We start from the raw sequence: 15,675 nt of genomic DNA, 5'->3' as shown, positions 1-15,675 counted from the left end.
CGAGGTTTCCATGATCATCAAGCCACGCGTGCGCGGCTTCATCTGCGTCACCACCCATCCCGTCGGCTGCGAAGCCAACGTCAAGCAACAGATCGAGTACGTGAAGGCGCAAGGCCCGATCGCGAACGGCCCGAAGAAGGTGCTCGTGATCGGCGCGTCGACCGGCTACGGTCTGGCCGCACGGATTACCGCCGCTTTCGGCAGCAACGCCGACACGCTGGGCGTGTTCTTCGAGCGCGCGGGCAGCGAGACCAAGCCGGCCACGCCGGGCTGGTACAACACCGCCGCCTTCGACAAGTTCGCCACCGAAAAGGGCCTCTACGCGAAGAGCATCAACGGCGACGCCTTCTCCAAGGAAATCAAGGCCAAGACCATCGAGACGATCAAGAACGATCTCGGTCAGGTCGATCTGGTCGTGTATAGCCTGGCCGCGCCGCGCCGCACGCATCCGGAAACGGGGCAGGTGTTCAACTCGGTGCTCAAGCCGGTCGGCAAGTCGGTGACGCTGCGCGGCATCGATACGGACAAGGAAGTCGTGAAGGAGTCGGTGTTCGAACCGGCCTCGCAGGAAGAAATCGAGAACACGGTCGCCGTCATGGGCGGCGAAGACTGGCAGATGTGGATGGACGCGCTGGCTGAGGCCGGTGTGCTCGCCCCGGGCGCCAAGACGACTGCCTTTACGTATCTCGGCGAGAAGATCACGCACGACATCTACTGGAACGGCTCCATTGGCGCGGCCAAGAAGGATCTGGACGAGAAGGTGCTGGGCATTCGTGCGAAGCTTGCCCCGAGCGGTGGCGATGCGCGTGTTGCCGTGCTCAAGGCACTCGTCACGCAAGCCAGCTCGGCGATCCCGATGATGCCGCTGTATCTGTCGCTGCTGTTCAAGGTCATGAAGGCCAAGGGCACGCACGAAGGTTGCATCGAACAGATCTACGGTCTGTACAAGGACAGCCTGTACAACGCTTCGCCGCTGCTCGACGACGAAGGGCGCGTGCGCACCGACCAGAAGGAACTGTCGCCGGAAGTGCAGGGCGAAGTCTCGGCGCTGTGGGATAAGGTGACGAACGAGAATCTGTACGAACTGACGGACTTCGTGGGTTACAAGCACGAGTTCCTGCGTCTGTTCGGCTTCGAGATCGAAGGTGTGGACTACGACGCCGACGTGAATCCGGACGTCGCGATTCCGCACCTCGTCGCGTAAGCGCTTCAAGCACTTCAAGCACTTCGCGTTCGAATGACGATGGCCTGAGCCCGGCGTAACTGCCGGGTCAGGCCATTGTTGTTTCCGGCGTCTGCGACAACTCGGAAATGCGCTCGGCCAGCGCCTTGCACGACAACGGCGACGAGCCTTCGGCCTTGTTGTTGACAATGACGTAGACGGGGTGCCCGGCCATTGCATAGTGCGTGGCCAATGCGGCGAGCACGTCGCGCGTGGTCGGATCGGGATCGACGATTTTGTCGAACGGCGCGTACTTCGCTTTCGCCTGCTCGTACTTGTGGCCGCTGTTCAGATTCCAGCGCACGACAAGCGGCCCTGCACCCATCTCGTCAAGCAATGCCAGTGCAGCGGCCTGACGCTCCACATGCGGCATGCGCGCGTGCAGACCGATGCAGTAACGCACACCCAGTTGCCCCAGCGTGCGCATGAGACGCGGCGTCAGCAGTGCGCCGTCGCGAATCTCCAGTGCGTAGCACGGGCCGGGCGCCGTCGTTCCGTCGGGCAGCGCCTCGCCTTGCGGTAACGGCGGGAGGGCGGAGAAAAACGTCTCGAGGCGTTGAATCAACGTTGGGATGTCGCGAAGAAGCTCCGTCGGCAGCGGCGACACCTGAAACACCAGCACACCGGCCTTCGGACCCAGCCCCGCGAGACACGGTGCTACGAACTGTTCGGCGGCGATGCGCGCGTCGAGAAAACACGGATTCGCGCTGAGACCTTCGCCTTTTTCCCCTCGTACAACGGCATCTGTCACGACACTCGGCGCTTTGACCAGAAACCGAAAATCCTTCGGAACCTGCTCGGCGTACTTCTGGTACTCGACGATCGACATCGGCTTGTAGAACGACCGGTCGATGCCGACGCAACGCAGCACGGGATGGCTGGCGTAGGCGGTGAGTCCCTGACGCGAGAGTTTGGTGTCGCTGTAATCGTCGTCCCAGACGATGCCTTTCCAGCCCGGGAACGACCACGACGAAGTGCCAAGACGGATATTGCCGGGCAGTTGTTCGCCCAGCGTTTGCACTTCAGGGGGGAGGTTGGCCGCGCCGACGGCGTTACGAGACGGACGCCGCCCGCCCTCGGACGACCCCGCAGAGGCGCGGGCTGCGGGCGAGGTGGAAGCGGCAGACTTGCCGTCGACCTGCCCGGCACGTCCGCCTGGCGGCGGGTCGTCAGGCGGCGTGCCGAACAGATCGATCTGACTCATTGTTTGTTGCGATTCTCGTACATGTAACGGCGTGACCACGGAAGCTGCTTCGCCGATTGTCCTGCCTTGCGGCACACGACCTGATAGATCGAGACGTGATCGTGCTCGAACGCATAGGCGCATCCCGCAAGATACACGCGCCAGACACGGAAGCGTTCTTCCCCAGCCAGCTCGCGCAGACGCGGCGCGTTCGCTTCGAAGCGCTCCGACCACAGCGTAAGCGTTTGGGCGTAGTGACGGCGCAGACTTTCCACGTCGCTCGCCTCCAGTCCGCCGCGCTGCATCGACTCCAGCGCCAGGCTGATGTGCGGCAGCTCGCCGTTCGGGAACACGTACTTGTCGATGAACTCGCCGCCGCCCATCGCCGTCTCGCCGCTATCGGGATCCGTCGACGTGATGCCGTGGTTCATGGCGACGCCATCGTCCTTAAGCAGGGAAGCCATCTTCGCGAAGTAGTCCTTCAGATTCTTGCGCCCGACGTGCTCGAACATGCCCACGCTCGTGATCCGGTCGAACTGACCTTCCACGTCGCGGTAATCCTGAATGCGGATCTCGATCTTGTCTTCCAGACCGAGCTTTTTGACGCGCTCTGTCGCCAGTGCGAACTGATTTTCCGAGAGCGTCACGCCGAGACACTTCGCTCCGAACTTCTGTGCGGCGCGAATTACCAGTGCGCCCCAGCCACAGCCGATGTCGAGCAGTGTCTGGCCGGGTTGGAGTCCGATCTTCGTGAGGATGTGATCGATCTTCTTCTCTTGCGCCGTGTCGAGGTCTTCGTCGCCATTTTCGAAATAGGCACACGAATAGACCATGTTCTTGTCCAGCCAGAGCTGGTAGAACTCGTTCGACACGTCGTAGTGGAACTCGATCGAGCGCTTGTCGGACTTCTTGGTGTGATTGAAGTGACGCACGGCACGCTCAAGCGGACCGATGGTCGTCAGACTGCTGCCCGCGAGCGCGTAGCTCATGTCGATGACGTCGGCCAGTCGGCCTTCGACATCGATCTCACCCTTCACATACGCCTCGCCGAGATTGTCGAGGCTTGGACTCAGTAGACGCGTCATGGCCGCAGGGCCATTGATGCGCAACGTTACGCTGGGGTTGTCGAAGGCACCAAAATCGTAATGCTGACCGTTCCAAAGCGCGAGGCGTATGGGCAGGTTCGAAGAGGTCTTGACGCCGCTGACCCAGTTTTCGAGTTTTTTCTCCCACAACATGGATGTGCTCCAAGTGTCACCAAAAAAACTTTCATCCGTACCGTCGGCACGGTGACGTCTCCTCGTCAAACGGGCGGGCAGGCGTACCGCGTCGGCGTAGCCGACACAACAACGTTCAGGGGGACAGGCGCGCGACGCGCCACGCTCCATCGGCAAGCCGGAAAAATTTGATGCGATCGTGCAGGCGCGATTCGCGGCCCTGCCAGAACTCGATGGTTTCCGGCACGAGCCGGTATCCACCCCAGTGCGGCGGGCGCGGCGGGGCGTCGCCGAACTGGCGCCGGAACTCCGCTTCGCGTTGCTCGATGATGGTTCGGTCGGCGACTTCGGCGCTTTGCACCGAGGCCCAGGCGCCCAGGCGGGAACCCACCGGGCGCGAGTGGTAATAAGCGTCGCTTTCTTCTGCGCTCACTTTCTCGACGCGTCCCTCGATACGCACCTGACGCTCAAGCTCGATCCAGTGAAACAGCAGACAACCGTAAGGCGTAGCTGCCAGTTCCTGACCCTTGCGCGAATCGTAATTCGTGAAGAACGTGAACCCGCGTTCGTCGGCGCCCTTGATCAGCACGATCCGTGCATCGGGGCGGCCATCCGGCGTGACGGTGGCGAGCGTCATGGCATTCGGCTCGGCCAGTTGGGCGGCGAGCGCTTGCTCAAACCAGAGTCGGAATTGGTCGAACGGGCTGGACGCGACGTCGGTCTCCGAAAGTGAGCCGAGGGCGTAGTTTTTGCGCAGGTCCGCGAGAGAAAGCGTCTGGGTCACGACGATCGTAATCGGTCTGGTGCGTTGGGGGTTGCGACACAGTATAGCGAAGAGTTAGGGAAATTGCGCACGTGGCGATTTGTCGCATCGCGCGCGCAACGATCCGCCGAATGCCCCGTGGAACGGGCATCTCGCGCTATGTGCTTGATATTTAATGAGTGAAGTATTTCCGTCCGGGGCCGCACCCTGTCCCGAAAATCACCCCGAAAGGCGGCGGCAAATCCATCACGTTGGCATGGGCATTGCTTCGCATTGTGTGTGCCGTTGGCCGTGCGACGCCCATGCAACGCGAATCGGTCAGGGCTTCTCGCTGAGGGTAGCGGCCGACGGTGACGACTGCGGGGCGCGCCCCCGGCCACCGGGCTTACCGCCGGAGGCGTTGCCCGATCCGGTGCCGGTGCCGGTGCCATTGGCGTCGGGCACCGATTTGACGTTGGCGGGGTTGCGGCTCGGCGGATGTTGCAGCTTGGCCAGCAGTTCGCCGCAAGGGCTGTCCTTGCCGGGGCCGAGTTCGAGCAACGGAATGAGCGCGGTGTACGGGGCGAGCACGCCCAGCGCAATCGCGCCGCCCGCGCGGGCCACCAGTGTCGGCACGTTCACTCCCACGTCCGGATGCTTGAAGGTGCCGCGCACATACAGCGGCGAGCGCAACGACAGCAGGCCGAAGTGCTTCGGCTCGGGCCGGATCGTCAGGTTGAAGTGTTCTCGCTTGAGGTCGACCTGACCCGTCACCCCAATGCTCGTATCGTCGGTGTCGATCACGAAGGTGCGGGCGTCCATCAGGCCGTCGCGCACGGCAAAGTCGGCGGCGGCGCAGCGCATTTCGATCTGCTTGTCGCCGAAGAGCTTCGTCAGCACGATGTTGCCGACGTTAAGCCCCATGTATTGCAGCAGCAGCTTGCTGACCGAGCCTCGGTCGATGAGCGTCTTGATCTCGCCGTTCGACGAACCCGCCAGCGCCGCAATCGAGTTGCCGGTGGCGGTCAGTGCCGCGTCGCCGTTCACTTCGCCGACACTCGTCTTCATCAGATCGACATCGGGCAGCAACTGCTTCATCTTCAGATGGCGCAGCGAGACCTGCGAATCCACCTTCATCGGTTCGGCCTGTCCGTTGAGGACGAGCGTCGATGTGATGCGCCCGCCTGCTACGCCGAATTCCAGCGGACGTAGCGAGAGCACGCCGTCGTCCAGCACGAGGTGCGTGACGAGGTTGTCGATCGGCAGGCTCTTGTCCTTGATGATCTTGCGGCCGGTGAATTGCACGTCCGCGTCGATGGCGCGCCAGCGGTCCGTCTTGAACGGATCGACCGGCAGCACCTTGTCGGACGGCGGTGCTTTCGGCTTGCCCGACAGGTCGCTGCCGCCCGACGGATTCTGTCCGCCGATGGCTGGCCCCAGATCGACCAGACGCAATTGATTCGACACGACCGCGCCTTGCAGAATGTTGCGCGGCTGGCGTTGACGGAACACGAGCGTGCCCGAGAGATCGCTCTGGCCGACCTTGCCCTGGAAGCGCTCGTAGCGCCAGACACCCGCCGTGTGCAGCAGGTGCCCGTTGGTCTCGTAGGACGGCGTCTCCGGCAGCAGCACGCCGGTGATCGGATACAGGTCGGCCATGGTCGGCCCGGCCAGACGTAGATGCATGTCGAGCGCCGAGAGGGTGGCCGGATTCGTGAACGTGCCCTTGGCAGCAATCTGCGTGCGGCCGATGCGCACGCTCGCGTCGAGCGGATAGGGCTCGCCCGAGTCTTCGAGCGAGAGGACGTCGCCACCTCGGGCCTTACCGGTGACAGCGACCTTGCGGAACGTGCCTTTCAGGGCGACGCCGATGCCGTACGGCGCCTGACCGTCGATGGTCGCGATGTTGGCCGTCAGATCGAGTTGTTGCGGCACGAGGTTGGCGCGTACTACGCCGTCTTCGAGGATCAGACGTCCGATGCGGAATTTCCATGGCGATGGCTGGCCGTCGCCCTTCGTGAAGGTCCAGTTATTGCGCCCGTCCGCCAACTGCTCGACGACGACCTTCGGCGCGGACAGCGCCACTTCGGGGAGGACGACGCGCTTGTCGAGCAGCGGCAGCCACTCCAGCGAGAACGTGAGTCGGCCGACGGAGACCATGTTCGGCTCCTGACTCCACGCAACGTTGCCTAACACGATATCATTCGCGATCAGGCGAGGCCGTGGTAGCCAGCGCCCCAAACCCGGGGCCTGCGCATTCGGGGCCAGCCAGTGCAGCGAGAGGTCGCCCCGGATGGCAAACGGGCGGCCCGTCGCGGTGCTCACCTCCCGGTTAATAAAGGGCCGGGCGTAGTTCCAGTCAAACCACGTGATGAACGCCGCGAATGCCAGCACGATGGCGACTATCGTGATCGCCAGCCATTTCAAGGACGTTACCCATCGCATCATGAACAGTACCCCGTCGATCGTTGTAGCTCCGGTGCCTGCCACGCCATCGGAGAAGGATTATGACGCGAACCGCCGTTTCGGCGGCCTCGCGCGCTTGTACGGTGACGACGGTCTCGCGCGTCTGCGTGAAGCCCACGTGGCCGTCATCGGTATCGGCGGCGTTGGCTCGTGGGTGGCCGAAGCGCTGGCGCGCAGCGCCGTGGGCCGACTCACGCTTATCGATCTCGATAACGTCGCCGAAAGCAATACCAATCGTCAGGTGCACGCACTCGACGGCAACTACGGCAAACCGAAAGTTGCCGCGATGGCCGAACGGATCATGGCCATCAATCCTGGTTGCCAGCTTACGCTCGTCGAGGACTTCGTCGAACTGGAAAATCTCGACGCCATGTTGGGCGGCGGCTTCGACTGGGTAGTCGACGCCATCGACAGCGTTCGGGTGAAGACGGCGCTCATCGCATGGTGCGTGGCGCATAAGCAGCGTCTGATCACCGTAGGCGGTGCGGGCGGTCAGATCGATCCGACACGGATTCGCATCGACGATCTCGCCCGCACGATCCAGGACCCGCTGCTTGCGAAAGTGCGTGCGCAATTACGCAAGCAACATGGATTTGTCCGTGGTCCGAAAGCCAAGTTCAACGTGCCGGCCGTGTACTCGGACGAGCCGTTGCAATATCCGGACGCCGTGTGCGCGCCGGGCGAAACACCCGATGCTGCTGCGGGACCGCAGGGCCTGAATTGCGCCGGTTTCGGTTCGAGCATGTGTGTCACAGCGACGTTTGGCATGGCAGCCGCAGCTCACGTTTTAAAGCTGGTGACGAAGGTCGGACGTTGAAATAGGCTCGGTGCGGGCACTCACGTGCCCGAGATTTTCCCAAGCCCCGCGCGTGGCGTCTGTAACCAAAAGTTACGAAACGGTGCCGGGCGATGGATGACCGCTGACTGGCTTGTAGGAAATACCTCTCGATCAGTCTCTCGATATCCAAAACAACAACGGCCGGAGAATCTCCGGCCGTTGTTGTTCGTAGCACGTTGTTTCGTTGTGCATAACGAATCAACGTGAATGCGGCACTGCCGCAATGAAAGCGTCTTAACGCAACTCGCGACGCAGCACCTTACCGACGGGCGTCTTCGGCAGTTCGGTTCGGAACTCGATGACGTGCGGCACCTTGTAGTTCGTCAGATGCTGACGGCAGAAGTCGATGATGGCCTTCTCCGACAGGTCCTGCGACTTCTTGACGATCACCGCCTTGACTGCTTCACCGGTCCGCTCGCTCGGCACCCCCACGACCGCCGATTCCAGCACGCCCGGGCACATCGCGAGCACGCTTTCGACTTCGTTCGGATAGACGTTGAAGCCCGACACGATGATCATGTCCTTCTTGCGATCGGTAATGCGCACGTAGCCTTGTTCGTCGATCGTGCCGATGTCGCCGGTGCGTAGCCAGCCGTCCGGCGTAATGGTCTTGGCCGTCTCGTCGGGGCGATGCCAGTAGCCCTTCATCACTTGCGGGCCGCGCACACAGATCTCGCCTTCCTGGCCGAAGCCCAGCGCTTCGTTCGCATCGTTGCGAATGCTGACTTCGGTCGATGAAATCGGCAGACCGATGGAACCGTTGAACTCGCTGCCGAGCGGGTTGATACACACGGCGGGCGATGTCTCCGTCAACCCGTACGCTTCGATCAGCGGGTGCCCGGTGACCTTCTGCCAACGTTCGGCCACCGCGCGCTGCACGGCCGCGCCACCGCCCAGTGCGCATTTGAGCGCGGTGAAGTCGAGCTGATCGAACCCCGGCGTGTTGAGCAAACCGTTGAAGAGCGTATTCACGCCCGTCATGAACGTGAACTTCCACTTGCCCAATTCCTTCACGAAGCCGGGCATGTCGCGCGGGTTGGTGATGAGCAGATTGAGTGCGCCGAGCTGGAGGAACACCAGGCAGTTCGCCGTCAGACAGAAGATGTGATACAGCGGCAACGCCGTGACGATGATCTCCTTGCCTTCTTCAAGACCCGAGCCGATCCACGCGCGTGCCTGCAACATGTTGGCGATCATGTTGTAGTGCGTGAGCATCGCGCCCTTGGCCACACCTGTCGTGCCGCCGGTGTACTGGAGGAAGGCGATGTCGTCGTGACCGAGCTGCGCTTCGTTCAACTTGGCGCGTGCGCCTTGTGCCATGGCGGTGCGAAAGGGCACGGCGTGCGGAATGTTCCACTCGGGCACCATCTTCTTCACGTGACGCACGACGTAGTTCACGATCCAGCGCTTAGGCGCGGGCACCATATCGCCGATGGCCGTGGTAATGACGTGCTTGACCGGCGTATTCGGCAACGCCTTTTGCAACGTGGCGGCGAAGTTCTCGATCACGAGGATCGCGCCGCAATCCGCGTCCTTCAATTGATGTTCAAGTTCACCCGCCGTATAGAGCGGGTTGACGTTCACGACGACCATGCCCGCGCGCAGGATGCCGAACACGGCGACCGGATACTGGAGCAGGTTCGGCGACATGATGGCCACGCGCGACCCGCGTTGCAATCCGGGCAGGCTTTGCAGATACGCGGCGAAATCGCGTGACTTGCGCTCGAGGTCGGCGAACGTCAGCGTGACACCGAGATTGGTGAACGACGGACGATTCGCGAACTTCTGGCAGCTTTGCAGGAACACATCGTTCAGCGAACGATACGTGTTGACGTCGATCTCGGCCGGTACGCCGGGCGGATAGCTTTTGAGCCAGACTTTATCCATGAGCGCCTCCTTGGACTGGTTTTTATCGCATCTGGCGCGCCGGGGGAAGTACCAGTGAAAAAGTACAGGGCGACCGATGCATCGTTTCATCGCATGTCGTGTGGGGGTGCGAGCGGGGCGTCTCCTTGCCCGATTCTGCCTCGCGTGCGCAGCGGGTGCGCCATTCGATGCGTTGCAAAAAGCCGTAGCATACCGTGCCGTCTCCGGCGCGAGCACATGGAAAGCCCTGATTTGATGCGGGTTTGCGTGGAGTAATTGTTCTAGCGGCAAAGGCTTGCCAGTGAGGGGGATTCCGCGCTAATCCCGCATGAATTGCCCGATGCGGCGAGAAAACTGGGGATATGACAAAAGAATTGCAAAAAACACTTGCGTGGTGAGTTGGTTTCTTACATAATTCTGTTCTCACAGCGCGGCTGTAGCTCAGTTGGATAGAGTACTTGGCTACGAACCAAGGGGTCGTGGGTTCGAATCCTGCCAGCCGCGCCATCAATTTCGAGGGTCTCCTCACGGGGAGACCCTTAGTTTTTCGGGAGAGTCCTTCCGTTGATACACCGAGTGTCATGCACCGGTCAGTATCGATGAAAGGCAAGCCGACAGCAGCAGGATCGTCTGATCGGTGTCTCGTGCAGTAAGTGCGGCTGTAGCTCAGTTGGATAGAGTACTTGGCTACGAACCAAGGGGTCGTGGGTTCGAATCCTGCCAGCCGCGCCAACTCAGTTGGCAAAAACGCTCCAGAGGCGAAAGCTTCTGGAGCGTTTTTCGTTTACGTTTCGTTTTCCACATCCGCAGCGTGTGACGGCATCCCCATCGCGAATGCCGTCACTGCAACGACGATCAGCTCGTCGTTTGTCCCACCTGCCAACCCAATCCCAGCGCCTTTTGCAACGTCACGAACGACTTGAGCAGTTGTGCGTCGCCTGCAATCCGGTCCTGCTCGGCGGAAAAGCGTGTGCGTTCGGCGTCGAGCCAGTCGAGCGTGCTTGCCGTGCCCGCGCGGTAACGCTGGCGTGTGAGCGTTGCCGCACGCGTGGCCGATGCTTCCACACTGCGCAAACGGTAGACGTTCTCGCGCTGATGGCCGTAGCGCGCAAGCGCAACGTCGGCGTCGCGCAATGCTGTGAGCACCGCGCTTTCATACTTGGCCTGTGCCTGATCGCGCCCCGCCTTTGCACCGTCCACGCCCGCTTGCACGCGTCCGAAGTCGAGCACGTTCCATTGCAAGCGCGGCAGCGTCATCCAACTGAAGTTGTCCTTGCGCACGAGATGTCCCGGATCGAACGCGGAATATCCGAGTTCGCCCATGATCGAGAGCTTCGGAAACCAATTGGCGGTCTGCACACCGATCTGCGCGTTCTGTGAGGCGAGACGCCGCTCGGCCGCACGAATGTCCGGACGCGCCTGCAACAACGCCGACGGATCGCCGATGGCCACCTTCGCGGGAACGCTGGGCAACGCCTTGGGCGACTTGAGCGTGTCGTCCAGCGAGCCCGGTGCACGCCCCGTCAGGAGCGCCAATTGATCGAGCGATTCGATGACGTCGGCTTCCAGCGGCAGCACGCGCGATTGCGTCTGTTCCACCTGCGTGAAGAGTCGTTCGACATCCAACTCCGAGGCGACACCGCCTGCACGACGCTGACGCGTGAGTTCGAGCATCTCGCCTTCGAGTTGGGCCGAGTCGCGCACCAGCGCAAGCCGGGCCTGCTGATCGCGCAGCGCGACGTAGTTCTGCGCGACTTCCGCCGCCAGTTGCACGTGCGCGTCGGCGAGGTCTTCCGACGCGGCGTCGGCATCGGCGCTCGCGGCTTCCACTGCGCGACGCGTGCCGCCGAACAGATCGATCTCCCAACTGGCGTCGAAACCGGCGACGTAAAGGTCGAGCGGTCCGCGTCCGCTACCACCGCCGTTGCCGGTCAGCATGCCGAGATCCGGCGAGCGCGTGCGTAGCATGGCAGCATCGACGGTGGCCTTCGGCAGCAAGTCCGCCTGATGGCTGCGCAGACTGGCGCGCGACTGACGCACCTTTGCCTGCGCTGCGCGGATATCGGGGCTATGGGCGATGGCGTCGTCGATCAGTGCGGTGAGTTGCGGATCGTCGAGCGCTGTCCACCAGCGAGCCACACCGGGCGCGTGCGCTTCGACACCTTCGCCCGCGTGAGCGAATGTCGCGCCGGTGCGCAGCGCGTCGCGTGCCACTTCGGGGGCACCGCGATAGTCGGGGCCGACGGTGCAGCCTGCGACGAGAAAGGCGGCCGCCACGGCCAGCGTTCTGAGATGAAAAGTCATGATCGTTCAATGCCCGCCGGAGCTGAAACCGGCCGGTTGCTTGAGCATCAGGGCGAGCGGCACGCAGAGCAGCAGCGCGATCCCCAGTGCATAAAAAGTCTCGGAAAACGTGATGACGCTGGCCTGTCTGGCGATCTCCGCCGCGAGTTGCGCTGTCGCCTGCAATTGCGCGTGAACCATGTCGCCCGTCTGCGCAAAAAAGCCCGCTGCATTGGCCGAGAGATGCTCCTGTCCCATCGGATTATTGGCGGTGAGCGACTCGCGCAGAATGGCGTCGTGATAGTCCGTGCGGCGATCAATCAGCGTGCCCAGCAGCGCGAGGCCGACCGAGCCGCCGAGGTTGCGGGCCATGTTGTAGAGCCCTGCGGCGTCACCGGCGTCCTCTGCAGCCACTGCCGCCATCGACGCCTGATTGAGCGGCATCATCGCGAGCATCTGTCCGACGCCGCGCAGCAATTGCGACAACGTGAAATCGTGCCCCACGCTTTGTGCCGTCAGATCGATGTCGAGCATGCAACTCGCGAAGAAGCAGAGCAGCCCGAGAATCACCAGCAGACGGATGTCCACGCGACTGATCAGGCGCGGCAAGAACGGCATCATCAAGAACGCAGGCAACCCGGAGAGCAGCATGATGTTCCCGGACTGCTGCGCGTTGTACCCCGCAATCGTGGCGAGGAACTGCGGCAACAGATACGACACACCATAAAGCCCTGCGCCAACGGTGAACACGATGTAGATCACGCTCGCGTAGTTCTTGTTGCCTAGCAGCGCGAGTTTGACGATGGGCTTCTCGGCGGTGAACTGCGCCACGAGCATCATGCCGATGCCGATGACTGAGAACACCGACAGCCAGATGATCATGTGCGAATCGAACCAGCGCTCGCGCTGTCCTTCTTCGAGCACGACGGTGAGCGTACTCAGTCCGATGGTCAGCCCCACGATGCCCAGCCAGTCCGCCTTGAGGAAAGCCTGCAAGTTGCTCGGTTCGCGCTTGAGGCCGAGGCCGAGCAACGTCACGATGGCAGCGGAGAGCGGCAGGTTCAGAAAGAAGCACCAACGCCAGTTCGCATTCTCGGTGAGCCAGCCGCCCACCACGGGGCCGAGCAGCGGGCCGAGCAACACGATCAGGCCGAACATCGCCATGCCCACGCTCATCTGATGCCGGGGCAGGCGCGTGCGAATGATCATCTGCGCCGTCGGAATCATCGCGCCGCCTGCGAAGCCCTGACCGATACGGCCGACCACCATCTCGGTCAGGCTGCTCGATGCACCGCACATCATCGAGAACAGCGTGAAGAAGACGGCGTTGAGCATCAGAAAGCGACGCAATCCGAGCACGCGTGTGAGCCACGCGGCGAGCGGAATCATGACGATTTCGGACATCAGATAGCCCGTGGAAATCCACGTGCCCTCGGTGCCCGACGCGCCGATCTGCCCCTGAATCTGCGGCAGTGCCGAGTTGGTAATCGAAATGTCGAGCGTGGCGAGCAGCGCACCGAGCGCCCCGGCGGCGACGGCGATCCAGTCCGACGCGCTAGCGTTGGCCGGTTTGGCTGCTGCGCTAGCGAGGCCAGCCGCACCGGTGTTAGCCACGTTGGACCCCGTTGGCCGGTGCCGTACTGGCGTTCGACGGCATGTTCATCGCAGGGCCGACGCCTGAGCCGAGCGGCGCGCTGAGCGACACGCTGGTCGGTGTTGCCGCGGTCTTTTGGGTCGTTGCGTGCGTGTCGACGTCTGCCGTCACCGACAGCCCCGGCAGCAGCACGGCGCGCAGCGATTCCGGTGCATCGAGGCGGATGCGCACCGGTACGCGCTGCACGATCTTCGTGAAGTTACCGGTGGCGTTCTGCGTGGGCAGCAGCGCGAACTGCGAGCCGGTGCCCGGGGAGACGGAATCGACCACGCCGTGGATCGGCTCGCCAGGCAGCGCGTCGACGTGAATCGTCACGGGCTGACCGGGGCGCATATGACCGACCTGCGTTTCCTTGAAGTTCGCCGTCAGATAGACGTTCTGCACCGGAACGACCGTCAGCAGACGGGTGCCGGGCTGTGCGAACTGGCCCACGCGAACGGCGCGGTCGCCGACGCGTCCGGCCAGCGTGCTCTTGACCACGGTATCGGCGAGATCGAGTTCGGCCTTGCGTGCGCTGGCCTGTGCCACGGCCAGTTGAGCCTTGGCCTGCGCCAGCGCTGCGGTCAGCGTATCGGTTTGACGTTCGGTCGACTGAAGGCTGGCTTCGTTGCTCTTGAGCGAGGCGTCGGCGCGGGTGCTGGTGTTGCGCAGCTCGGCCAGACGTTCGTCCGTCTCCGCACCTGTCGCCACGAGCGGGGCGTAGCGCTTGACCTGACCGGCGGAGTAGGCGGCGTTCGCCTTTGCGCTATCGAGTTCGGCGCGGGCCTGCGCAATGGTCGCAGCGTGCTGCGAAAGCTCGGCCTGCGCGCGGGCGACATCGGCCTCACGCGCCACAACGGTCGCTGTTGCTTCGTCGTAAGCGGCCTGATACTGACGCCCGTCCAGCCGTACGAGCGGTTGTCCGACCGCCACCGTTTCGTTGTCGCGCACCAACACTTCGGTAACGTAGCCGCCCACCTTCGGCGCGACGGTCATGCTGTCTGCTTGCAGATAGGCGTCATCGGTAGATTCAATGAAGCGACCCACCAGCCACCAGTGCGCGGCCCAGCCCAGCCCCGCAACGACGCCCAGCGCAAGCGCACCCAGCAGCAGCTTCTTGCGACGCGGATTAGCCGTGGCCTTCGTCTGGCCGGGCTTTCCGGCGCTTTCCATCGCTTTGGCGGCGGGGGCGTCTGCCGGACGCTCCAACGTGTGGACCGGTTCCGACGGTTTGACCTGTGTTGCGGTATTCATGGGAAATTCCCCAAATTATTCCAATTGGCAGAATTATTCCAGTTGATCGATTTATGTCAAGTGTTATATTTTTGACGAAAGTTTTTGGAAGCAAGGAGAGTCATGACAGGGACATCACGTGCCGGGCGCGTTCGCATGCAGAGCACAGCCGCGCGCCCGCGGCATGCGGTCGATACCGGCTATCAGCGTGGCGAGGAAACGCGTGCGCGCATCATCCTCGCGGCGATCAAGTGTTTCGGCGAGTTCGGCTTTGCCGGGGCGTCCACGCGCGACATCGCGAACGTGGCAGGCGTGAATGCGCCTGCGCTTCAGTACTACTTCGACAACAAGGAAGGGGTGTACAAGGCGTGCGTCGAGTACATCCTGGGGCTGGTGCTCAGGCAGATGGGCGAGGCAATCGAGTCGGCTGAGCGCGTGATGGCCGATCCCGACGCCACGGACAAGCAGCTCATCGACGCCTTTTGCGAGCTACAGAATCGCAAGGCGGGCTTCATGGAAGAAGTGCCGGAGATCGAGGGCTGGAACATGTTCATGGCGCGCGAGCAGGCGGGTCTCGGGCCGGAAGCGGGATTCAAGGTGTTTCACGACCGCTTTTCGCGCCGTCTGGCGTCGGTTGGCGCGAACATTGTGACGCGGCTCGCTGGCGTTGCGCCCGACGACGAGGCTATGCGGATACGCGCCGTGTGTATCAGCACGCTCGGGATGGCGTTTCGCGTGATGCGCCGTTCCGTCGACAGCTCGATGGGATGGGACTCGGAGCCGAATCCGGAGCGCAACCGGATGGTGCGCGAAGCCGTGCTGGAGCAGACGCGTTACTTGCTGGAGCGCACGGTGCGCCAGCGCAAGGCGGCCGCGAAGTCGTGAGGGTCTGAACGACGCTTCACGCTCCGATGCGTGAATCTGTGAGTGGATCGGAAAAGAGGCGGAGCCTCCATGGGTGCCCCGCCTCTTTTCATCTCTGCGTGCGGTGA

General features: G+C 62.6%; 11 protein-coding genes and 2 tRNA genes. 5 read left to right on the top strand and 8 right to left on the bottom strand.

The window, feature by feature from the left end:
• The first annotated feature begins 10 nt into the window (after positions 1-10).
• The gene (gene fabV / locus NTU39_RS19515) at positions 11-1,204 is read left to right on the top strand and encodes an enoyl-ACP reductase FabV (RefSeq protein ID WP_257958340.1); all 1,194 of its coding nucleotides are present in this window, start codon (positions 11-13) and stop codon (positions 1,202-1,204) included.
• 67 nt (positions 1,205-1,271) lie between these two features.
• Here fabV and NTU39_RS19510 read toward each other — a convergent pair whose 3' ends face one another.
• The 4 genes from NTU39_RS19510 to NTU39_RS19495 all read right to left on the bottom strand — a co-directional run bounded on the left by NTU39_RS19510 (position 1,272) and on the right by NTU39_RS19495 (position 6,812).
• Entirely contained in the window at positions 1,272-2,426 is a 1,155-nt protein-coding gene (locus NTU39_RS19510; protein WP_257958339.1) for a DUF72 domain-containing protein, read from the bottom strand.
• The gene (locus NTU39_RS19505; RefSeq protein WP_150665982.1) at positions 2,423-3,643 is read right to left on the bottom strand and encodes a class I SAM-dependent methyltransferase; all 1,221 of its coding nucleotides are present in this window, start codon (positions 3,641-3,643) and stop codon (positions 2,423-2,425) included. The genes NTU39_RS19510 and NTU39_RS19505 overlap by 4 nt, the downstream gene beginning before the upstream one ends.
• A 115-nt stretch (positions 3,644-3,758) precedes the next feature.
• Positions 3,759-4,406, bottom strand: coding sequence for a pyridoxamine 5'-phosphate oxidase (gene pdxH, locus NTU39_RS19500; RefSeq protein ID WP_150665983.1), 648 nt, complete (start codon positions 4,404-4,406; stop codon positions 3,759-3,761).
• Between the two features lie 297 nt (positions 4,407-4,703).
• The gene (locus NTU39_RS19495; protein ID WP_257958338.1) at positions 4,704-6,812 is read right to left on the bottom strand and encodes an AsmA family protein; all 2,109 of its coding nucleotides are present in this window, start codon (positions 6,810-6,812) and stop codon (positions 4,704-4,706) included.
• Here NTU39_RS19495 and tcdA point away from each other — a divergent pair.
• On the top strand, positions 6,811-7,647 hold the full coding sequence (gene tcdA, locus NTU39_RS19490) for a tRNA cyclic N6-threonylcarbamoyladenosine(37) synthase TcdA (RefSeq protein ID WP_150665984.1): 837 nt from the start codon (positions 6,811-6,813) through the stop codon (positions 7,645-7,647). The genes NTU39_RS19495 and tcdA overlap by 2 nt on opposite strands.
• Positions 7,648-7,902: 255 nt before the next feature.
• Here tcdA and NTU39_RS19485 read toward each other — a convergent pair whose 3' ends face one another.
• Positions 7,903-9,555 carry an AMP-binding protein gene (locus NTU39_RS19485; RefSeq protein WP_150665985.1) on the bottom strand — a complete coding sequence of 551 codons (1,653 nt, stop codon included), beginning with the start codon at positions 9,553-9,555 and terminating at the stop codon, positions 7,903-7,905.
• A gap of 409 nt (positions 9,556-9,964) precedes the next feature.
• Here NTU39_RS19485 and NTU39_RS19480 point away from each other — a divergent pair.
• Together NTU39_RS19480 and NTU39_RS19475 are read left to right on the top strand one after the other, a co-directional pair.
• Positions 9,965-10,041: transfer RNA gene (locus tag NTU39_RS19480), tRNA-Arg, on the top strand.
• A 148-nt stretch (positions 10,042-10,189) separates the two neighbouring features.
• Positions 10,190-10,266, top strand: a tRNA-Arg gene (locus NTU39_RS19475).
• A 123-nt stretch (positions 10,267-10,389) separates the two neighbouring features.
• On the opposite strand, the gene NTU39_RS19470 is transcribed toward NTU39_RS19475, so the two are convergent.
• The 3 genes from NTU39_RS19470 to NTU39_RS19460 are packed head-to-tail and all read right to left on the bottom strand — an operon-like array spanning position 10,390 to position 14,704.
• A complete protein-coding gene (locus tag NTU39_RS19470; RefSeq protein WP_257958337.1) occupies positions 10,390-11,838 on the bottom strand; it encodes an efflux transporter outer membrane subunit in 1,449 nt (482 codons plus the stop codon).
• A gap of 6 nt (positions 11,839-11,844) precedes the next feature.
• Positions 11,845-13,431, bottom strand: a complete 1,587-nt coding sequence (locus tag NTU39_RS19465; RefSeq protein ID WP_257958334.1) for a DHA2 family efflux MFS transporter permease subunit — start codon at positions 13,429-13,431, stop codon at positions 11,845-11,847.
• The gene (locus NTU39_RS19460) at positions 13,424-14,704 is read right to left on the bottom strand and encodes an HlyD family secretion protein (RefSeq protein WP_373275324.1); all 1,281 of its coding nucleotides are present in this window, start codon (positions 14,702-14,704) and stop codon (positions 13,424-13,426) included. Before NTU39_RS19460 ends, NTU39_RS19465 begins: the two co-directional genes overlap by 8 nt.
• 102 nt (positions 14,705-14,806) lie before the next feature.
• On the opposite strand from NTU39_RS19460, the gene NTU39_RS19455 reads away from it, so the two are divergent.
• Positions 14,807-15,568, top strand: a complete 762-nt coding sequence (locus NTU39_RS19455) for a CerR family C-terminal domain-containing protein (protein ID WP_257958332.1) — start codon at positions 14,807-14,809, stop codon at positions 15,566-15,568.
• Positions 15,569-15,675: the final 107 nt, after the last annotated feature.

Source organism: Pandoraea commovens (assembly GCF_024704525.1).
Lineage (GTDB): Bacteria > Pseudomonadota > Gammaproteobacteria > Burkholderiales > Burkholderiaceae > Pandoraea > Pandoraea commovens.
This window is presented reverse-complemented; position numbering and strand designations above follow the sequence as displayed.